Origin of the sequence: Rhodothalassium salexigens DSM 2132 (assembly GCF_004341375.1) — a bacterium.
Lineage (GTDB): Bacteria > Pseudomonadota > Alphaproteobacteria > Sphingomonadales > Rhodothalassiaceae > Rhodothalassium > Rhodothalassium salexigens.
Map to the genome: position 1 here is coordinate 14,252 of NZ_SLXO01000010.1, position 20,426 is coordinate 34,677.

14 protein-coding genes are annotated in these 20,426 nt (G+C 59.9%); 4 read left to right on the top strand and 10 right to left on the bottom strand.

Annotated features, from left to right (window positions below):
• The first annotated feature begins 47 nt into the window (after nt 1-47).
• Nucleotides 48-1,130, top strand: a complete 1,083-nt coding sequence (locus tag EV659_RS12135; protein ID WP_132709245.1) for an IS630 family transposase — start codon at nt 48-50, stop codon at nt 1,128-1,130.
• On the opposite strand, the gene EV659_RS12140 is transcribed toward EV659_RS12135, so the two are convergent.
• The 8 genes from EV659_RS12140 to EV659_RS12175 form a co-directional block, all read right to left on the bottom strand.
• Nucleotides 1,127-1,957: a hypothetical protein gene (locus EV659_RS12140; RefSeq protein WP_132709163.1), complete on the bottom strand. Its 831-nt coding sequence runs from the start codon at nt 1,955-1,957 to the stop codon at nt 1,127-1,129. The genes EV659_RS12135 and EV659_RS12140 overlap by 4 nt on opposite strands.
• Nucleotides 1,958-2,069: 112 nt before the next feature.
• Nucleotides 2,070-3,371 (bottom strand): hypothetical protein, encoded by a 1,302-nt coding sequence (locus EV659_RS12145; protein WP_132709164.1) that lies wholly within the window; start codon nt 3,369-3,371, stop codon nt 2,070-2,072.
• A gap of 260 nt (nt 3,372-3,631) precedes the next feature.
• Entirely contained in the window at nt 3,632-6,649 is a 3,018-nt protein-coding gene (locus tag EV659_RS12150) for a type I restriction endonuclease subunit R (protein WP_132709165.1), read from the bottom strand.
• Nucleotides 6,646-7,680: a restriction endonuclease gene (locus tag EV659_RS12155; RefSeq protein WP_132709166.1), complete on the bottom strand. Its 1,035-nt coding sequence runs from the start codon at nt 7,678-7,680 to the stop codon at nt 6,646-6,648. Before EV659_RS12155 ends, EV659_RS12150 begins: the two co-directional genes overlap by 4 nt.
• Entirely contained in the window at nt 7,677-8,981 is a 1,305-nt protein-coding gene (locus tag EV659_RS12160) for a restriction endonuclease subunit S (RefSeq protein WP_132709167.1), read from the bottom strand. Before EV659_RS12160 ends, EV659_RS12155 begins: the two co-directional genes overlap by 4 nt.
• A complete protein-coding gene (locus EV659_RS12165) occupies nt 8,978-11,002 on the bottom strand; it encodes a type I restriction-modification system subunit M (RefSeq protein ID WP_132709168.1) in 2,025 nt (674 codons plus the stop codon). The genes EV659_RS12160 and EV659_RS12165 overlap by 4 nt, the downstream gene beginning before the upstream one ends.
• A gap of 54 nt (nt 11,003-11,056) precedes the next feature.
• Nucleotides 11,057-11,266, bottom strand: a complete 210-nt coding sequence (locus tag EV659_RS12170) for a type II toxin-antitoxin system Phd/YefM family antitoxin (RefSeq protein ID WP_132709169.1) — start codon at nt 11,264-11,266, stop codon at nt 11,057-11,059.
• Nucleotides 11,267-11,605: 339 nt separating this feature from the next.
• Entirely contained in the window at nt 11,606-13,147 is a 1,542-nt protein-coding gene (locus EV659_RS12175; protein WP_132709170.1) for a site-specific integrase, read from the bottom strand.
• Between the two features lie 452 nt (nt 13,148-13,599).
• Between EV659_RS12175 and EV659_RS12180 the strand changes: the two genes are divergently transcribed.
• Nucleotides 13,600-14,295, top strand: coding sequence for a thermonuclease family protein (locus EV659_RS12180; RefSeq protein ID WP_165878877.1), 696 nt, complete (start codon nt 13,600-13,602; stop codon nt 14,293-14,295).
• Between the two features lie 336 nt (nt 14,296-14,631).
• On the opposite strand, the gene EV659_RS12185 is transcribed toward EV659_RS12180, so the two are convergent.
• Nucleotides 14,632-15,138 (bottom strand): CarD family transcriptional regulator, encoded by a 507-nt coding sequence (locus EV659_RS12185; RefSeq protein ID WP_132709172.1) that lies wholly within the window; start codon nt 15,136-15,138, stop codon nt 14,632-14,634.
• Nucleotides 15,139-15,669: 531 nt separating this feature from the next.
• Between EV659_RS12185 and infC the strand changes: the two genes are divergently transcribed.
• Nucleotides 15,670-16,194 carry a translation initiation factor IF-3 gene (gene infC / locus EV659_RS12190; RefSeq protein WP_132709173.1) on the top strand — a complete coding sequence of 175 codons (525 nt, stop codon included), beginning with the start codon at nt 15,670-15,672 and terminating at the stop codon, nt 16,192-16,194.
• A 423-nt stretch (nt 16,195-16,617) separates the two neighbouring features.
• On the opposite strand, the gene EV659_RS12195 is transcribed toward infC, so the two are convergent.
• Entirely contained in the window at nt 16,618-17,988 is a 1,371-nt protein-coding gene (locus EV659_RS12195; RefSeq protein WP_132709174.1) for a UDP-glucose dehydrogenase family protein, read from the bottom strand.
• 325 nt (nt 17,989-18,313) lie between these two features.
• On the opposite strand from EV659_RS12195, the gene EV659_RS12200 reads away from it, so the two are divergent.
• Nucleotides 18,314-20,425: a methyl-accepting chemotaxis protein gene (locus EV659_RS12200; RefSeq protein ID WP_132709175.1), complete on the top strand. Its 2,112-nt coding sequence runs from the start codon at nt 18,314-18,316 to the stop codon at nt 20,423-20,425.
• The last annotated feature ends 1 nt before the right edge of the window (nt 20,426 follow it).

Here is a 20,426-nt window from a genome sequence, read left to right on the forward strand (position 1 = left end):
GTCCGATTGAGGATTCCATGTTCGTCGCCGGCGTGCGAGTCTGGCGCATGCGCACCGACATCTCCTTTACCGTGTCGTCTCGCGAGCGCCAGCGATTGCGAGCGATCGTCGCAGACCCCAAGAGCCCGCAGAAGCATGTCTGGCGGGCGCGTATTGTCCTTCTCAGCGGCGACGGCCTCGGAACTGCGGCGATCATGGCCGGGACCGGCAAGTCCAAGACCTGCGTGTGGCGTTGGCAGGAACGCTTCATGCACGATGGCGTCGACGGGTTGCTGCGCGACAGGACCCGTCCGCCCGGTAAGGCACCGGTCCCGCCGGAGCGCGTCGCCGGGATCGTCCGCCTGACGCTCGAACCGCCGCCGTTCGAGGCGACCCACTGGACGCTGCGCGCGATGGCGACGCTCGCCGGCGTCGCGCCGTCGACGGTCCAGGCGATCTGGAAGGCGCACGGCCTCAGCCCGCACCGCTGGCGGCACTTCAAGCTCTCGAACGACCCGGCCTTCGCCGAGAAACTCACCGATATCGTCGGCCTCTATGTCGATCCGCCCGCCCATGCGGTGGTGCTCTCGGTCGACGAGAAGTCGCAGATCCAGGCGCTCGACCGCACCCAGCCCGGCCTGCCCATGAAGAAGGGCCGCGCCGGCACCATGACCCATGACTACAAACGGCACGGCACCACGACGCTGTTCGCCGCCCTCAACGTTCTGGACGGGACGGTCATCGGACAGAACATGCAGCGCCACCGCCATCAGGAGTTTATCCGCTTCCTCAACCGCATCGAGCGCGAGACCCCGGCGGACAGGGACATCCACGTCATCCTCGACAACTACGCGGCACACAAGAAGGACAAGGTCCGCGCCTGGCTCGACCGCCATCCGCGCTGGACCTTCCACTTCACGCCGACCTCGTGCTCCTGGCTCAACGCCGTCGAGGGCTTCTTCGCCAAACTCACGCGCCGCAGGCTCAGGCTCGGCGTCTTCCATTCCGTCGTCGAACTCCAGGCCGCCATCAACCGCTTCGTGAGCGAATACAATGCGGCAAACCCCAAACCGTTCGTCTGGAAAGCCCGTCCCGATGACATCATCGCCGCTCGAAACAGAGGGTTCCAAACGTTGGAATCAATCCACTAGTGTCTGCGCTGTTCTCGAAGTTCTGACTCGTACCTCTTAAAGAAATCTCCCTTCAGCTTGTCCGATAATTCACCAACAGTGGCGCGAGCGCGAGCTTCACTGATCTCATAAGACTCCTTTACTTTCTTCACGACATCCTTGAACACATCGTCTCTCATTCGATTCGAGAGCTTTACGCCCAAGAGGGTCGGGAAGACAGTTCCAAAACTTTTCCGTACATCTTCCGTAGAGGGTGAAAGAGCAATGAAGTTAAGCAAGAACTCCGGGCGCATCATATATTGTGCGCCATTCTCTTTTATGGTTTCCGATGTTGCCCGTCGTACGAGCGTTTCATGGGTGAGCCACCATGTGCGATACCCATACGGATTCGGTTTCTTTGCTTCGCCCAACTCTCGTCGCTTAGCGTAAACGCGTAACACGTGAAGAGCATCGTTAAAGGAGAGAATTTCCTCTTTCTCTTTGTCTCGAGCTGGTCCCTTCCGAACGCTGATAATTTTATCCTTCAATTTTTCCAAGTCATCGGCGTCAACACCTTGACTCATGTCTGATGCGCTCTCGTAGGAAAATCCAAACTCTTCACAGAGATATCGCCGTAAAGAGTCTTTTCCTGCTTCAGAATGCAAATCCTCGTATGTGCAAAACTGCCCCAAATATCTCTTCCACCCGGAGGGTTTCTTCCTCTTTGGTTCATCATCAAAACGTGCATAGAAGTACGACCGGATCAGGATTCGGTCTATATGCCGGGCAAATTCTCGATTAATGGAGGGCTCTATATCCATGTAGAAATTTTGAAATTCAAAGTCCGCCGCGCGAATATGAGAAATCACTTCTTCTAGGGCTTTCTCAGTTAGAATAGTTGTTGAGCCTGCGGCTTGGACGATCTTAAAAACGTTCCAGGTAATGCGGTCTTCCTCAGGCAGGAAATATTCTGATATTGCTCTAATAATTAGGTCCGCACCTATATATAAAAAAGTCTCTAGACATCGTTCGGAAGTATTCTACAATCTTTGGTTCATTTTTTAGAACAAAAATAAGGGTGTAGGTTCTACTGAGTTTTGATAAATAAACTCGTTCTTCTTCCGTACTCTCGTAGAAGGTGCTTCTCAATACCTTCATAGAGGTCTCTTTTACGAGTTGCCTCTTGTCGGAACCGACAGACAAGGCCTCCATGGCAGAATCAACATTTTCTGAGATGCTTGGGGTTACATAGTCTTCGGGTTCCTCTTCCGCGAAGTAGTAGGCCACCTCTAGGCCTTGCTTCTCGAATGTAATTTCGAGCGTGCGATGGCACGTTCCGACAACAAGCTCCATCAGGGCGTCGGGTTCGTCAGGAATCGTAAACCCTGACACTCTCATCTTGAAAATGTCACTCACTTGGGTCTTTAGAGATTCGTCCTCAACATTTTCCTGTTCAACCAAGAGACGGGTCTCATAGGGGAGGCAAAATTTATCCTCCTTCTTATGCCATCTAACTTCGCGGCCAGATGTGCCCTGTTTGGAAGAGAGTGCTTTCAAGCGGTGGTCCATAACCCCCCGTATGAAATGGCGTGCAGCCGGTAAGGCAGCTTCGATCTTCTCGCGAATTTCGTCCCGTGTAACAAAGATACCTTTGTCTGGGTCAGTCCCCTCCATGGCCCAAAGAATGAGGCTATCGGTTACTGCCTCCAAGAGTTGCGTGTCGCCTCTGCGACGCTCAATTTCCTGGCCCAGGAATACGCATAGAGACCGAGCTGGCAAATCCGGAGTATGGCTTAGCAGTGTCGTGCCGCCGATATCCCTCAAGAAAGCGAGTTGCGGGGCGAGGTACGAATTAAACGCCTGAACCGTTTGGGGAGAGTCATTGATGTGGGAGAGAATGTACTTTTGATCTCTTATCCGCACTCTTAGACTAAGCTCAGCACCCAACAAATCCTCTTCGCCGTCAATGTCCTGAACGACCACCGATGTGCAGTAGGTCAATTGAGCAGGGGTTCGCCCGAATTCGCGCAGACGACTTACCGTTTTTCGTATCTTTGACCTTGGTGTCTTTTCGACTGAGGCCTGCCAAAAATGATCAGCGTGGCCCGCGTCGAATACGCCACCTTCCGTGAAGGCGTCTGCCCCACCATCATGTACACCGCCTAGCGGAACGAAATTCTCGCCCGTCAGGGCGGCGAAGAAGGCGTGGCAGAACTTTTCGAAAGATGCGCCATCGACCCGCTGAAGCGCCATCTCAACTAGCGGATAACTAATAGTTTCCAATTAACCACTCCTCATTTCGAAGGGCCATAGAGCGTCAACGCTAAAGGCGGCCCGATATGCTTCATCAAGCAAATGCCGAACACGGCCTATCAAGCCCTTAACCTGCCATTTTGGCCTAATCCGTCCCAAGAGGTCCGGCACGTTTGATGCGCGCGTCATTTCAACGGATGCCAGGGGCATAAGCTCAACGGATGGCAGGGGCATAAGCTCGTTTGACATTTCTTGGCTCGCTCTCGCTAGATATTGTATTCAGCGGGTAACTAGGATTGGTCTCTAACCTCACGCAGTGCCCTGTTAAAGAAATGCTTGGTCGCCTTGTCTCGCGCTTCGGCGTCGGTCAGGACAATGTTGCGCATTTCGTTGTCCCGCTGAAACATGCGGATTGCGCCCTGGAAAAAGGCATCCCGGAAGGCGGCGTAAACAACGTCTGGCGGGTTGTTGCGAAGCATCTCCGTCATGTCTTCGTCCATGATCTCGCGGTTGACCTGCTCAAAGCGGATCATGTCGGCTTCGCTAAACTCCGTCCCATGCCGTTCGTTGAAGGCTTTCACAATTTCTGAAAGCTCTTTCTTCTCGTCCTCGGTGTACGGCTTCGCCCCGAACTCGCTGATAGCCTTGAGGGCTTCAGTGTCTCCTGCTTCTAGTGAAGCACTACCCGCTTCCTTCTGCTCTACCTTGAAAGCTTGAAGCCGAAGCATGTCCTCGGTGATTTCGATCTCCGGTGGCACTTCACGGTTCGGCAGGAGGCGCGCAAGCCAAGCTCCATAAGATGCGAGCTTTTCAAGGTCGGTATCTTCTAGGCGGATCACCTGTGCAATAAAGCTATAGAAGCGGCCATAGCTCTTGAGAAGCTGGCGAAACTCTTCCTGCCGCCCTTCGTCGTCGTCCGCTTCAAAACGACCGACAGCAAGGCGCACCAGACCTTCCAATCGCGCGCGATCTGAACCGCTAAGCGGCCCCTTGAAATAAGTCTGCGCAAATCGCTCGATCTCGTCCTTGTCGAGGTAGCCGAAGCGATAGAGCCGACCTTCAAGGTCATAGACCTGATTGGGGTCGGACATGGCTTCGACGGTCGTTACCTCGTAGAAGGGCTTAAACGCCGTCTGGATGTCCTCGATTGTGTTCTGGAAGTCGAGAATGAAGGTCTGGTCCTTCCCGGCGCGCGTGCGGTTTAAGCGGGAAAGGGTCTGCACCGCCTGAAGACCAGCGAGCTTGCGATCCACATACATGGCGCAAAGCTTGGGCTGATCGAAACCAGTCTGGTATTTCTCCGCGACAATCAGGATTTGATAGGTTTCGGGATACGGTGTGCCGTCTGGCTTGAAACCATCAAAGCGACCCGGAAGCTCTGTTTCTGAAAAGTCGTTGAGGTCCGCCTCAGTGTAGGTTTCGCCGTCAAGGTCAAGCTCGCCGGAAAACGCGACGAGCGCCTTCAAATTCGTATAGTCCTCATCGCGGATATACTTCTTCACGCCGAAATAATAGCGCAGCGCATGTTCACGGCTCTGGGTAACGATCATTGCTTTGGCCTGACCGTTCAGCATCCCCATCACATGGCGGCGGAAGTGCTCGACAATGATTTCGACCTTCTGGCCGATAGCGGTGGCATGAAGGTTCGCGTACCGCGCCACTTTTCGCTGACCGCGCCGACCGCTCAGCTCGGGGTCGTCTTCAATCGTCTTTTCAAGCTGATAGTAGGCTTTGTAGGTCATGTAATTCTGGAGCACGTCCAGAATGAAGCCTTCCTCAATCGCCTGGCGCATCGAGTAGAGGTGGAATGGATGCGGCAGGCCGTCCGGCCCCTGCACGCCAAACCGCTCAAGCGTCACGTTGCGAGGGGTGGCGGTAAAAGCGAAGAAGCTGATGTTCGATTGCGGGCCGCGCGCCTTCTGATATTCGGCGATCAAATCCTCGATGTCATCGCTGGACGTTGCTTCGCGGGTCAGTGCGTCTGTCATCGCTTGGGCGCTCTTGCCGGATTGACTTGAGTGCGCCTCGTCGATGATGACGGCGAAATTGCGCTTGCCCTGACCGGACAGCGCTTTGAGGTGATCCGTCGAAAATTTCTGAATAGTGGTGACGATGATCCGCGCGCCCTTGGCAATGGCATCCTTCAACTGCCGCGATGTGCCGTCGATCTTTTTGACGATGCCTTGTGTCTGCTCGAACTGAGAGACCGTGTTTTGAAGCTGCCGGTCGAGTACAACACGGTCGGTGACGATAATCGCCGTGTGAAACACCTGATTGTCGTCAGTGTCGTGCAGGTTGATGGCGTGATGCGCGAGCCAGCCAATGGTGTTCGATTTCCCTGATCCTGCCGAGTGCTGGACAAGGTAGTTCTTGCCAGCACGGTGAGCCTTCGCGTCCGCCATAATCTTGCGCACGGCGTCAAGCTGCTGGAAGCGCGGGAAGATCATCACTTCGTTCTTGCCAATGACTTCCAGCGTCATGAATCGACCGATCACATCGATCAGCACCGCGCGCGAGAAGATTGCCTCACCCCAATCGCCGGAGCGGTAGAGATAGGCGATGCGGTGTTCATCTTCGATATCCGGGTTGCCTGCGCCACCGTCTCGTCCACGGTTGAACGGAAGGAATCGCGTCTTCCCATTTTGAAGTCGTGTCGTCATCGACACATTGTCTTCGTCGATGGCGAAATGGACGAGTGCCCCGCGCTTGAAGGTCAACAGCGGCTCGCCAGCCGGGGAGCGATCCTGTTTGTATTGCCGCTCAGCGTGGCGGAAGGTCGTACCAGTAAGAAGGTTCTTGGCTTCAATCGTGGCGATGGGCAGGCCATTCAGGAACAAAACAACGTCCAGCCGGTTACCGTGTTTCTGGCTGTAAACGACTTCATCCATCACGCTGAGGAGATTGGCTTCGTATTCGGCAATGCGTTTCGGCTCCAACCCACTCGCCGGGCGGAAGTAGCAAAGCGTAAAGGGGATGCCGGGAACGATCTTGATCCCTTGACGGAGCACATCGAGAAGTCCGCGATCTCTAAGCGCCTTGTCGAGCTGCTTGAACAGCACATCCTCGGCGGAGCCGGTATAGTGCTGCTCCAACTTTTCCCACGCTTCGGCCTGTGTGGATTTCAGGAAGCGAACCACAAGCGCTCGGTCCAACGCCAGCGCCTTGTCGAAGTGGATTTCCCCTTCATAGCCTAGGCTTTTCTCCGAGCCGATGCGCCGGAGATAACCTTGTGTCGAGACAAGCTGTTCTATTAGATGCTCCTGAAGAACATCCTCTTTATGGGCATTGGAGGCAGCATGTTCCGTCATTGGGCATCCTCCTGCGGTAGATATGCCCAAATCCGTTGCAAGGGCAGGTCAGCGCGAATGCTTTCCGGCAAGCGGTCATAGGTGCGGAACAGCGCATTCAGGATTTCGTCGCGGCCCCAGAGACGCACACGGAAATAAAGTTCGTTCACACGCTGGCGGACAGGCGGTGTGAAACCGGACCAACTCACGAGAAGTCCGTGCTCCGCCTGAACATCGGAAATGCAACCAATCAAGCTTTGCAACGTAGGTTGATCGGTGACGAGATCGCCCGACTTGACTTGGACGACGAGGCGCGGACCGTCGAAGCCAAGCGCGCCTTGACCGGCAACAATATCAATCCCCTTGTCGCTTCCTGGCGGTGAGACCTTGGTCTGATAGCCGTCGGCTTGAAGAATTGCGTCGATCAGGCGCGTAAACGCATGTCCGACAAAAGCGGAACTGATATGCCGCTCGATTTGGTCGCGCGCCAGCTCAACAAGGTCGATAGCGCTTTCGGTCTCGGCGTCTTCCTCATCGCCATTGCTTTGCTCAAGGGCGGGCAGAGCGCTGTCGCCCGGATCGCGCCGTGTTTTGACAATTTCTTCAAAGCGGCTGGCGGCGTTGTTGCGCGAGATTTCGCATATCGTCTGTGACGCCCCCAAGCTGTAGAGCAAGTCCTGCTTCAGGGCATCGCGGGGCAGGTCTGTATGGAGCCATTCAACCTTGCGCGCTGGATGTTGTCCCTTAGCGGCGAAAAAGCCGCCCTTGATCCGACCAATGGCTAGTTGCCGCGAAGCTGTCTTGAGAGGTGTGACAGTCAGATCGCCTTCGCTTGCCTTGTTGCAAAGTTGATTGAGCTGGACACTCCAATTCTTGAGCGTTCCCGGCTTTTCATCAGGATACGCCGTTTGCAGTTCGGCGAGGATCGCGGCACGGTCTAGGGCTTCCGTGAAATTGGGCAAGCACCAGCCTGTCGCAAGCTCACCCGTCTCCAATGCGTAGGCTTCCGCCTCGCCATATTCGCCAAGTCTAACCAGCCAAACCCTTGTCATGCGCGCACCTCCCGGATAGACATTTCCTCTTCGATCCGGTCGAGCCGACGATCTGTCTCCTCCTGTCTGCCCCAGTTCTTGACATTGATCTGCCCAGTTACGGCGGCGGTGATAAGCGCTGAACGGAACTCCTGAAGCAATGCCTCGGCCTTCTTGTTCTTTTCAAGCAAATTATCTTCGCGGCCCTCTCGGTTAGCGATTTCTTTCAGTAACGCGTCTTGTGTTTCTAGCGGAGGTATCGGCAAACGCATGTCTAGAAACGCGTCGGGATACAATCGCAGGCGGGATGAATGGATGCCTTTGCTGCGTCGGGTAGCTTCCGCAATAAATGGTTTAGAACGCACCATCAGATCAACAAACTCTGACCGGAGCGCATCGGAAATCGGTGAGTAAATGCCGTAAGATGGACTGATGAGGCCGTGCTCTGAGCTAACTCCCATAGCTCCCATCCAGGCCCACATTGTATTGATGACCAGTTCACCAGGCGCGACGAGTTTGTAGCCCTCGTTGCTCTCTGCCATGAACATATTTACGTCCTTTTCAGAACGCTTCGTCACACCAGTGAGATGCGAAACTGTCAGAAGCTCTTCCTCGCCCGTTTTGCTACGTTCTTGGCTTTCCCGAAAGTGGACCTTTGCACGCTCTGCTTTCCAGCCATCAGGCAACGCGGAGAGCCAAGGTGTGTCACCAGTCGTACCGGTGACGGCCTGCGAGACAATAGCCAAGCGCCGTTCAAGTACGAGCTCGGCAAACTTTGATCTCTTATCGATCAGTTCGTCGATGCGGGCGGTTTCACGGTCAAGAAAATCCGCGATGGCCTTTTGGGTGTCGAGGTCAGGGAGAGGGACAGGAAACTCAAGGAGGTCAGTAGGTGTGAGATTTTGGCGAACACCACCCCCCATGCCATTAAAGATATTGTTCAGATAGGCCCCGTAGAAGAACCAGTAGTAATACCGCGAAAAGGTTAGTGGGCTAGAAGGCTGAAGTCGAATATAAGCGGGGCTCATGATCCCTCTACGTGGAACATATCCCACGCGACTTGTCTTAATATTCTCAAGGTCGATTAGCTTAAAAACAAGATCGCTCTCCTCGAATACCTGGTACGTTGAGTAGTCTGAAGACTGCAGGCCCTCGTCATCTTCGAGCGCCCTATCAATGACTCCGCCAAGCGTCAATGCGAGGCGATGTTTTTCCTCCATACCTCGATTAACTCGTTTGCGGAACCGGAACCGACGCTTCGCAGGGGCTTGGTTCCATGCGTATTTCTCGGCGAATTTCTCAAGGAAAGTAAGCTCGCTCACGCTGCCACCTCCTTCAGAAGCCCGGCGATGTCGGCTTCGAGCGCTTTAAGCTCTTCATCGATTTCTTCGAGTGGCCGCGGGGGCACATACTGATAGAAATATCGGTTGAAATTGATCTCATAGCCGACGCGACCAACCTGCTTATCGCGGGCGTCAGTGTGGCTCTCGTCAACCCAGGCATCGGGCACGAAGGGCTTGACCTCACGCTCCACATACTCCCGCCAGTCTTCATTTAGCGGCACAAGCTCGTTATCGCGTAACTCTGTATCGGGCTCGGGGTTGCCATTCTTGTCCGTACAAATATCGGCGTCTTCGTCCCGTTCTGACAAAGCACTCAGGATTGCCTTTTTGATGGGCGCACCGATTTTGGTGCCTTCCCCTTTCAAGGCTTTTGCCAATGTCCTTTCGAACGCACTACGGTTGGTAAAGGGCGTGCCGGGTAACGTCGCGAGGGCGGCGCGGATAGCTTCGGCCTCGTCGTCCTCAAGCCTCTGGAACGCTTTCTCGTCTGCCAATCGAGCAATCCGTTCCTCGCTGGCCTGGAAATTCAGCCGCAAGGGGCGCTCGACCCGGATTTCCCGATAGCCAAAGTCAGTCGTATTGAAGATTTTGGAGACTTCAGATTCACCGCTCTCGCCATTCAGAAACTCCGCGTAGAGGCGCACGATCTCGGCGCGTGCCTCATCTGGGATTTCCCGGCGTTTGGAGCCAAGCGATTTGCGCATGGACTTCCAGAAACGCTCGCCAGAAGCATCAATGAGTTGCACCTTGCCTTGACGGCTGGCGGGCTTCCGGTTCGTCAAGAGCCAGACATAAGTTTGAATGCCCGTGTTGTAGAAAAGATCAGTCGGCAGAGCGACGATGGCCTCAACCCAATCGTTTTCGAGCATCCAACGACGGATTTCGCTCTCGCCCGATTGCGCCCCGCCTGTGAACAGGGGGGAGCCATTCATAACAATTCCAATGCGCGAGCCGTCCTCGTCGTCGCGCATTTTCGAGATCATGTGCTGAAGAAAGAGAAGCTGCCCATCTGAGATGCGGGGCGTACCAACGCCGAACCGGCCTTCGAAACCCATATTCTCGGCTTCGGCCTTGATAGGGTCTTGATATTTCTTCCAGTCCACGCCGTAGGGCGGATTGGACAGCATGTAGTGGAATTTCTTGCTCGCGTGAGCGTCCTGGGTGAGTGTGTTGCCGAAGGCGATCTGCTCAGGATCGTGGCCGGTGACGAGCATGTCGGATTTGCAAATGCCGAAAGATTCGTCGTTCAACTCCTGCCCAAACAGCTCAACGCGGATATTGGGGTTGAAGTCCTTCAGCGCCTCTTCGGTTAGTGCGAGCATACCGCCGGTCCCGCAAGCGGGGTCATAGACCTGGCGAATGATGCCGCGTCCAGTGAGCTTAGCGTCGTCGTTGGCGATTAGAAGATCGACGATCAGGCGGATAACTTCGCGGGGAGTGAAGTGCTCCCCGGCAGTCTCGTTCGACATTTCCGAGAAGCGGCGGATCAGCTCCTCGAACAGGTAGCCCATTTCGAGGTTAGAGACCGTCTCGGGATGAAGGTCGATCTCGCAGAAACGCTCGAACACATTCCAAAGAATGCCACCGTCTTTCAGCCGCTTGAGCTGATCCGTGAAGCGGAACTTGTCGAGGAAGATATCCCGGACGTTCGGCGAGAACTTCGTGATGTAGTCGATCAGGTTTTGGTGAAGCTGGCCGGGTTCTTGGCCCTTCAGGGTGTCGAATGTGAAGCGCGAAAGGTTGTAAACCTTTACGTTGCCGCCGACCGCACCGAAAAGGATCATGTCGCGCGTAGCATCGTCGGCGCTATCCGGCAGAGTTTTTTCAGCATCAAGAACGGTTTGTTTGGACCCCTCTAGCAAGCAGTCAAGTCGCCGAAGCACAATGAAGGGCAAGACCACCTTGCCGTATTCGGACTGCTTGTAGTCACCGCGAAGGATTTCTGCGATTGACCAAACGAAAGAGCTTAAGCTCTGAACCTTGGCTGTTGCTCCCGACACCCCTGAACTCCCTCGTTATCGGTTGCCCGAAATGGGCTTACATAGAATTTCGATTCACGATCCTCTGCGATCGTCTCTCTTGTCAGCTTTGTCCGCTGCCTGATTTTTACGGTGCGTAAGACCTTTAAGTCGGTCGTACTCCTCCGTCGAGATAACCACGACAACAGGCCGTCCGTGTTTTTCGATCACCACGGGCTCTGCCCGTGCTGTGTCGAGAAGCAACCCGAAGCCGTTCTTGGCTTCCTTGGCTGACATTTTTTTCATGGCGTGTCCTTGCGAGCCATTTGGGCTATTTTGTCCACTTTGATGGCTGCACGCAAGGATTGATCTTAAGGCGAGTTGATATCGCCGATAATAGGCTGGAGAGCCGCACTCGGTACGGCGAATTTTCAGTAGCTGTCCCGAGCCACAAGATGCCCATCGGGCGGGCTCGGACGGCTGAGCGGCTTCCCGCCCATCCTGACATGAGGCACACCGCAAGCGTCCGGTGCCGGACGATAGATGCGCGGTGGCCTTTACCCGTCCAGGTCCACTGACGCCCAACGGGCTGGACTTGACGGCTCTTGAAGCTGCCTTCCGAGCCTAACGGGTGAGAGAAGGGGATTAAGCCTCCGGTCTCTTGCCGGAGTCCTCTTCCTTGCTTTGGTTTTTGCGCTTCGGCCTTCGCACATTGATCGCTGACGCATCGAGGGTCGTGGCGATGTGCGAGGCGTAGTACTTCTCGATCATCTCGACGCTGGTACGGCAGTTTTTGGCGATCTGGTAGATGTCGGCACCTTCGAGGAGCCGGAAACAGATATAGGTGTGGCGCAGACTGTAGGCCGTCCGCCTGTTGCCTTCGCGGTCGAATTTGAGGTCATTCTCTTCGAGAATGGCGTTGAATTGCTTCTTGTGATTGGCGGGGAAAACAAGGTCGGTCGGCTGCGGTTTCCGCCAGACAGGTTCCCCCGATCCGGTTTCCGTGTCGTCAACGTCTGTCTGATCATCTGATGGGGGCCGCAGCCTGTCGACCAGGCGCTCAAACGGTCGCACGGCGTTCGCCATGCTCTTGCAATAGCCGACGCCGCGTTTTCCCCGGACTGAAATCAGAAGGATCGTTTCGCCTGTTCCTTCGTCCTCGACGATCTCAACGTCACGAAACTCAAGCGTGTTGGCTTCATCCGGTCGCAAGCCGGTATTTGCCATGAACAGGATATAGTCGTGCAACTGCTCGTTCGGCCACGCCCTTGTCGTGCCCTTGAATTGTTGGGTGCGGGCGCGGGACGCCTCGTAGAGCTTCCGGTATTCTTCCTGCGAGAACCACGCGCGGTGGGCGATTTTCTCGGCCTTCCGGTATGGGGGCGAGAAGTCGGGCAGGTGTTCCAGCCAGCCGTGGCGGATGGCGGTCTTTATGACCTGCCGAAGCGTCACGATCTCGTGGTGCATCGTGCTTTTGGACGGCGGCCTGCTGCGCTGCTTCATCCAGTTCAGCATTTCGCCAAGCGCGCCCAATTCACGGTCCACGATCTTAGCGGCGATGGCGGGTTCTTGATCGATCTCAGAAATCCGGTGGTCACGGTATTTCTCGATAGCCTTGGGTGTGACGGTGGCTGCAACTCCGTCACTGAAATAGGGAACGATGTGTTTCTTGACCGCTTCGAGGCGGGCCTCGGCTTCGCGGTCGGTACGGTGATTGCTTCGAAAGCCGTATTCCTTCTCAAACTGGCGAACCGCCTGTTTGAACGGCTTTTCGATTGGCTTGTTGTCGGGATTCAGCCTGGAGATGCGGTACTCCTGCACAAGGCCGGGAGTGACTTCGGATAGTCCCTTGTCTCCGAAGAAGGGGACAAGGTGGAGCTTGAGCCGACGCTCATGTCCTTCGACATAGCCGGGGTGGCGCTGGCCTTCGGTGATGACCTCGTACTCGCGCAGGAACTGCTCGGCGGCTTGCTTGAATGTCTTTTCGGATTTCAGCTCGCCGCGATTGTTCTTTCCACGGAGGTCTAGATACCAGTCCTCTGCAAAGTCCTTTGCCTGCGCCAAACTCTCTTGCTTGGTGCTGACGCGCCGGTTCTTACCGGCGATGTAGGTGGAGCACTGCCAGTATCGGCTTCGTCCACGTTTATAAACGTGGACTTTTCCGCCCATTATCGTGTGATTAGCCATGACTGTTCAAAAAGTGTGAAAATGTGTAAGCTATGTGTAAGGATAAAATGGCGATCACGGCGAGGCAAGAAAATTCATAAGTTATTGTATTTTCGTTTTTATTTGCGTTTTTATGGAGAACAAGTCGTATGGGTCGGGAGATTAGGAATCTGATGCTCTATCCACCTGAGCTACGGGCGCATGCTATGCTCTGTGCCTGTTTGTGGGGGGGGAGTCAATTGGAGGGCCGGTGCGTGCCAGAGCGGTGGCCGCGGTCGAAAGAAGCCCCCGCGCGACGGTTGCGGCGCGCGGACGGTCAGCCGGTTGGCGATCGTGGCTCGCCGGTCGCCATCGTCTGCGCGCTGTCGATCACACTGGTTGCGAGCGCCTCGGTCGCGCCGGCGTCGGCGCCATCGACCCTGGCGCCAGCCGCGCCGCCCGCTGCGCTGGCGGGACTGACCGAGGGTGCCGGGATGCGCGTCGTCCGCGTATCCGATGGGCTCAGCCTGCGCGACGACGCGGGCGAGACCCTGCGCCTGGCAGACCTGTGGGCGCCGCGCCGGACCGTACAGGGCGAGGCTGCGCCCGCGGCGGATCGGGCGCGGGCGGTGCTGGCGCGGTTAGCGCAGGGGCGGCGCTTCGTCCGCTACGCCGCCGAGCCAGCGCAGGATCGCTATGCCATCCCCCAAGTGCATCTGGTGCGCGACGATGGGCTGTGGCTGCAACGCGCACTGTTGCAGGCAGGCGCCGCCCAGGTCGACCCGTGGACCGACCGGGAGGCCGTCCGCGCGGCGTTGTTTGAGGCCGAGGCGGTGGCCCGGCACGCCGGGCGCGGGCTGTGGCGCACGCCATCCATGGGCCGCCGGCGCGCCGATAGCCTCGACGCTCGCGACCGTGACCGTTTTCGCATCGTCGTCGGCCGGGTCGAAAGCGTGGGACGCGGTGACCTGGGCGTGTTCATCAATTTCGGCCGCGACTGGTCGCGCGACCTGACCCTGTTGGTGCCCACCGGGCATGTGCGCGCCATGGGCGGCATGGCGGGGCTGCGCGCTCTTGAAGGCCGAACCGTCGAGGCGCGCGGCGTGCTCGATTGGTGGCGAGGCCCGTTCCTGCGCGTCCGCCGGCCGGGCACCCTGCGCCCGCTGGCCCCGGCCGACGACGCGGAGTGAGCGATCGTGTTCGAAACCGTCTCGACACGCTTGGCCGCCGGGGCCGGACGGACCCAGGGGGAGGGCCGGAGCTTGGGCGCCCCCGCCCGGGGAGCGACCGGGCCCTGCCGGCAACAGGCCCGTACCGCCGGTGATCTCTGGCACTATGGCGTCCGGCGGTCGGGTCTCGGCTTGCTGCAGGTGCCAGGAGCCGCGACGGCAGCGGCCGCCGGGGGATGAGAGATCGGCACCGGGTCTATGTGGGGCCGGGTCTCTGCGGGGCCGGGTCTGAGAGGCAGGTGAGGGAGGGCGACGCCGCGGACGCCGAGCGCGTCGGGCGTCGCCAAAGCGGGCGGATCAGGCGGCGACCAGCACCTTTTCGAGCTTGGTCATCGCCTCGCCTTCGTCGATCTGTTCGACGGCGGCGAGCTCGCGTGCCAAGCGGCCGAGCGCGGCCTCGTAGATCTGGCGTTCGGAGTAGGACTGTTCGGGTTGGTCATCGCCCCGGTGCAGGTCGCGCACCACTTCGGCGATCGACACGATGTCGCCCGAGTTGATCTTGGCTTCGTATTCCTGGGCCCGGCGCGACCACATGGTGCGCTTGACCCGCGCCTTGCCCTTGAGGGTGGTGAACGCCTCTTCAAGCGTCGCCTGGTTGGACAGGCGCCGCATGCCGGAGGTGGCCGCCTTGTTGAGCGGCACGCGCAGGGTCATTTTTTCCTTTTCAAACCGCACCACATAGAGATCGAGCTTCATGCCGGCGATCTCCTGGTGCTCGATATCGACAATCCGCCCGACGCCGTGCTTGGGATAGACCACATAGTCACCCTTGTTGAACGCCAGTGTCTTTTTGTCTTTTGCCATGATGCCAGTGTGTTCCTCTGCAGAGCGTCGTCGGACCGTCCGGGATACGGCAATGTGGCCATGCGTCCGCGCCCTCATTCGGAGGCATCGCCATTACGAATCGCTTGATGTCAAAGGGAAGTTGCCGCGGCCTCCGGACCCGTCACCGCCGAATGCTCTTCATGCCTTGGGTTCCAATGGCGATTATGTAACATATTTTCCGCATTTTTGGTAGCCCCCGTTTTCTGCGCCTTTTGGGATCGTTTCGGCCTAAACGATCGTTGAGGGCGCGGGCTGCGGCTGGCGGTCTCGCGGCCGGCTGGCAAGGCAGTCTGTAAAGTGGTCCCCACGGTGAGCCTCGGGGCGACCCCGGGCGGGGCCGGGCCCAAAGCCGCGCTGGATGGCGGCGCTGGGTGGTGGGCCTGGGAGGCGGCGCGGCCTGAACACCGATGGCGGCGGTTTCCATCTCGTCAAGGCGCATTCTATGCGCTATCCTGATCCGACGACCCAGTTTTCACGGCTATAGGAGACAAGACCATCCGTAAGCGTCGCATGCCGGGTGCCGCACCCACGCCGACCGGCCCCCGCGCCAATGAAAGGATCCGGGTGCCCAAGGTGCGCCTGATCGATCACAATGGGGATAATCACGGCGTCGTCGAAACTGACGAAGCGCGGCGTCTTGCCGAACAAGCCGGATTGGACCTGGTGGAGGTGTCGCCCAGCGCGGACCCGCCGGTTTGCAAAATCCTCGACTATGGCAAGTACAAGTACGAGGCTCAGAAAAAAGCCAATCTGGCCCGTAAGAAGCAAAAGACCCAGGACGTCAAGGAAATCAAAATGCGTCCGGGGATCGACTCGCACGATTACGAGACCAAGATGAAGGCGGCCAACAAGTTTCTGGACGCCGGCGACAAGGTCAAGTTTACCCTGCGCTTTCGGGGCCGCGAGATGGCCCACCAGGATATCGGCATGAACATCCTCAAGAAAGTTGAGGAAGATCTCGTCGATATCGCCAAGACCGAAGCGCGCCCGAAGATGGAAGGCCGCCAGATGGTCATGGTGGTGGCACCGAAATAGCCGGACGCTCATGCGGGTGGTGCCGACCGGCGGTTTCGCCGGGCACCGCCCGCGGCGCGCCCTGCCGCTTCCACGTTGTCCCGCCCTAGGCCGCCGGCCCCTCGGCGGACCCGCGCCAGAAGTCCGCCACCAATCCGCGAGAACCCCACAAGACCCCCTCCCAACACCCGGGGCTCCCCTTCCGGGTCCTGGCAGCGCATCGGCCTTTTCCGCCACCGCTTTGGTCATGGCGACAGCCGAGGTCGCCCGGGCGCTCGCAAGCGTCGGTGGGCGATCGCCACGTCGCGCGCCGGTCGGGCCGCCAGCCACACTCAGCCACACGCCGACACCGCCGCTTTACCGATGCGGTTGGCCGAATGCAGGTGGGCACGACTGCGGTGGGCTGGGCCTATGGCGGCCCGCCGGCCCAGGGCCGCCCGACGATCAGGCCTGGCCGGCTTGGCGATGCGTGTCCATGGTGGTAGGGGGCGCGTCGGCGGCGTGCTCACCCCGGCCGATGCCGTGATAGACGAGCCCGTGACGGCGCGGCTCGTCGCCCCGGCCATAGACGTTGCGCAGATCGACCATCACCGGCGCGCGCAGCAGCCGCGCCACCCGCGCCAGGTCGAGCGCGCGGAACTGGTTCCACTCGGTCAGGATGACCACCGCGTCGGCGCCGTCGATGACCGCATAAGGGTCGGCGCCGAAGCTGAGCGCGTGGCCGAGCAGCGGCGCGGCTTCGTCCATGCCCTCGGGGTCGTAGGCCAGGATCTCGGCGCCCGCGTCCTTGAGGCGCGGCACGATGGCAAGGCTCGGGCTTTCGCGCATGTCGTCGGTGTTGGGCTTGAAGGTCAGGCCCAACAGGGCGATGCGCTTGCCGGCCACCGAGCCGCCGCACGCGGCGATGATCCGGTCGGCCATGGCGGCCTTGCGGGTATCGTTGGCCTGCACCACCGCGTCGACGATGCGCAGCGGCGTGCCGGCCTGTTCGGCGGTGCGCAGCAGGGCGAGCGTGTCCTTGGGAAAGCAACTGCCGCCATAGCCCGGCCCGGCGTGCAGGAATTTCGGCCCGATCCGCTTGTCGAGACCCATACCGCGCGCCACGTCCTGGACATTGCCGCCGACCCGTTCGCACAGATCGGCGATCTCGTTGATGAAGCCGATCTTGGTGGCCAGAAACGCATTCGAGGCGTATTTGATCAACTCGGCGGTTTCGCGGTCGCAATAGAGCACCGGCGTTTCGTTGAGCGACAAGGGCCGGTAAAGCCCCGCCATCACCGCCTGCGCGCGGTCGCTCTGGATGCCGACCACCACCCGGTCGGGGCGCATGAAGTCCTCGATCGCCGAGCCTTCGCGCAGGAATTCGGGGTTCGACGCCACCTCCACGTCGGCGCCGGGCGCGGTCTCACGCAGCAGCGCTTCGAGCGCCAGGCCGGTGCCCACCGGCACGGTGGACTTGGTGACCACCACCGTAAAGCCGCGGACCGCCGCGGCGATCTCGGCGGCGGCGGCGCGCACATAGCTCAGATCCGCATGGCCATCGCCGCGCCGGCTCGGCGTGCCGACGGCGATGAACACCGCCTCGCTGTCGGCCACCGCCTCGGCCATGTCGACCGCGAAGTCGAGCCGACCGGCGGCCACGTTGCGCGCCACCAGATCCTCAAGCCCGGGCTCGAAGATCGGGATCTTGCCCCGGTTCAGGGCGTCGATCTTGGCGGGATCCTTGTCGACGCAGGTGACATGATGACCGAATTCGGAAAAGCAGGCGCCTGAAACCAGGCCCACATAGCCGGTGCCTACCACTGTAACGCGCATACGCTGGTCCTCCTCAGGGTCGCATCCATCTGCGATCGTCGCGGTTGCGACCGTCGCCGTTGTCTATCCGGTTCCGGCGTCAATCGCCAGGGGGCGCATGGGCCGATGACCCGCCGTCTGGACAGAGTGCCGCGCCCCACAAGCCGCCGTCCCGACCTATCTGGGCGGGTCCGTCGGTTGGGCGTTTGACGGTTGGGTGAAGCTTTCATGGCAGCCGGCTTATGTCACAAATCTGAGATCACGAGCGCCTACCAGAGCGGCCATAGGTGAAAAACCGCAACCGGGGCGGGATCGACCGTCTTTGTCGAGGGCCGGAGTAGTGTTTATGTTTGAACGATTTCGCCGCATCGGGATCGGAACTTGGATTGCCGGCACGCTGGGCTTGGTGATCGCTTTGTTCTTTTTGTCGAACCTGGCGGTTCAGGATCGCCTGGCAACGGTGCGCAAGGCGGATCGGTCGATCCGCGCGGCCGAGGTCGTAGCTTTGGCGGCGGATCGGTACTTGTTGGCGCTAACCGATTTGGGCGCGCGGTTGAAGGAATATGCCTATGCGCCGACCGCTGAGCATCGCGCCGCCGTGGACGCCGCGTTTGCCGAGACCGACCGCCGGCTCACCCGGCTCGACACGCGCCTGGCGGCGGCCGATGCCGGCGACCTTGCCGCCGCCCTGGACCAGCGCTGGCAAGCCTATCGCGCCAAGCTGGAATCGGTGCTCCAGCGCGCCGAACTCGACGCCGAGGGTCTGGCGCTGGTGCTGTTCGGCGTTGGCCAGTTGATCGATTCGACGCCCGACCTGTCGGCCTTGTTGCGCCAGGTGGCGCCCGACACCGCGGCTGAGACGGCGGCCGCCCTCATGCCCTCGGCGCGCGACCTGCGCGACCGGGCGCTCGCTTATGCCGCCACCGGCAGCGACACCGCCTTGGCGGCGGTCGAGGAGGCGTTGGACGCCCATGCGGCGTTGCTGGATCGCGCCAAGGCGGCGTTGTTGGGTGCACGCATCGAGCGCGCGCAGTTCCGCACCTTCATTTTCGTGCGCGGCGATTTCGAGAAGGTGCAAAGCGGGGTACGCCAGAAGCAGGGCGAGGTCAGGGGGTTTCAAGCGGCGCTTGAGCAGTTGAACGCGGCTCAGGCGGCGGTGAGCGAGGCCGCCGAGCGCGCGCTGGCCGACCTCCAGGCGAGCCGTGAGGCGGCCCTCAACCGGCTGTCGGGGTCGGTCGATGCCGCCAACCGGGTGGCGCTGCGCTGGGCGATGGCTGCGCTGGCGCTGGCCATCGCCATGGTCGGCGTGTTGCATCTGCGCCTGGTCCGGCCGATCCGGCGGATCACCGCAGCCCTGTCGGCGCTCGCCCGCCAGGAGCGCGAGGTGAACATTCCGTATGAACATCGCGGCGACGAGATCGGCGCGCTGGCCCAGGCGGCGCGCGTGTTCAGTTCCCACGCCGCCGAGATGGAGCGGGTCAATGCCCGGCGCCTGGAGGCCGAACGGGTCGCCGCCGATGAGCGGGAGCAACGCCGGCGCGAAGAGGAACACCGCAAGGCCGAGGCGGCGGCCGACCGTCAGCGCCAGGCACAGGCCGCCGAGCGCGCCCGCCACCAGGCCATGGTCGCGCTTGCCGACCGGTTCGAACGCGACATCATGGCGGTCGCCACCCGGGTCTTGGAAGCCGCCGAGCAGGTGCGCGGCTCGGCCGACACCATGAAGGCCAATGCCGGGCGCACCCGCGACCAAGCCGGCGCGTCGGCCGAGGCGACCGAGACCGCCGCCGACACGGTGCGCCAGATGGCGCTGACCGCCCAAGCGCTCGGGGCCGGCATGGCGCGGATCAGTGCGTGTCTGGCACAATCGCACACCGTGTCGGGCGCGGCGTCCGACAAGGCCGGTCGCAGCCAGCGCGCGGTCCGGCGGCTGCGCGACGCGGCGGCGGAAATCGGCAAGGGGCTCGACCTGATCACCGACATCGCCGACCAGACCAATCTCTTGGCGCTCAACGCGACCATCGAGGCGGCCCGGGCCGGCGACGCCGGGCGCGGCTTCGCCGTGGTGGCGACCGAGGTCAAGACGCTGGCCGGACAGTCCGCCAAGGCGACCGAGCAGATCGCCGGGTTCATCGACGAAGTGCGGGCGGCCACGCGCCATGTGGCCGACGATATCGACGGCATCGTCGCGACCATCGCGACGCTGGGCAGCGCCACCGACGAGGCCGCCGAGGCCGCCGGCGAACAGGAACGCGCGGCCGGCAGCATCACCGAGCGGGTCGACGCGACCGTCGACGAGACCGACCGGGTACGCACCAGCATCGACGATATGCACCGGGCGGCCGAGGAGACCGGCCGGGTCGCCGACAGCGTCTTCGAGGCCAGCCGCGCCTTGACCGAAGACGCCGAGGCCCTGCGCGCTCGCGTCACCGCGCTGGCTGCCGAGATCCGCGCCGCATGAG

Bases quoted from the DNA above. Each gene is read 5' to 3' on its own strand.
- EV659_RS12135 (WP_132709245.1), top strand. From the start codon at position 48: ATGCGCACCGACATCTCCTTTACCGTGTCGTCTCGCGAGCGCCAGCGA.
- EV659_RS12150 (WP_132709165.1), bottom strand. From the start codon at position 6,649: ATGACGGAACATGCTGCCTCCAATGCCCATAAAGAGGATGTTCTTCAG.
- EV659_RS12155 (WP_132709166.1), bottom strand. From the start codon at position 7,680: ATGACAAGGGTTTGGCTGGTTAGACTTGGCGAATATGGCGAGGCGGAA.
- EV659_RS12170 (WP_132709169.1), bottom strand. From the start codon at position 11,266: ATGAAAAAAATGTCAGCCAAGGAAGCCAAGAACGGCTTCGGGTTGCTT.
- EV659_RS12175 (WP_132709170.1), bottom strand. From the start codon at position 13,147: ATGGCTAATCACACGATAATGGGCGGAAAAGTCCACGTTTATAAACGT.
- EV659_RS12180 (WP_165878877.1), top strand. From the start codon at position 13,600: ATGCGCGTCGTCCGCGTATCCGATGGGCTCAGCCTGCGCGACGACGCG.
- EV659_RS12185 (WP_132709172.1), bottom strand. From the start codon at position 15,138: ATGGCAAAAGACAAAAAGACACTGGCGTTCAACAAGGGTGACTATGTG.
- infC (WP_132709173.1), top strand. From the start codon at position 15,670: ATGCCGGGTGCCGCACCCACGCCGACCGGCCCCCGCGCCAATGAAAGG.
- EV659_RS12195 (WP_132709174.1), bottom strand. From the start codon at position 17,988: ATGCGCGTTACAGTGGTAGGCACCGGCTATGTGGGCCTGGTTTCAGGC.
- EV659_RS12200 (WP_132709175.1), top strand. From the start codon at position 18,314: ATGTTTGAACGATTTCGCCGCATCGGGATCGGAACTTGGATTGCCGGC.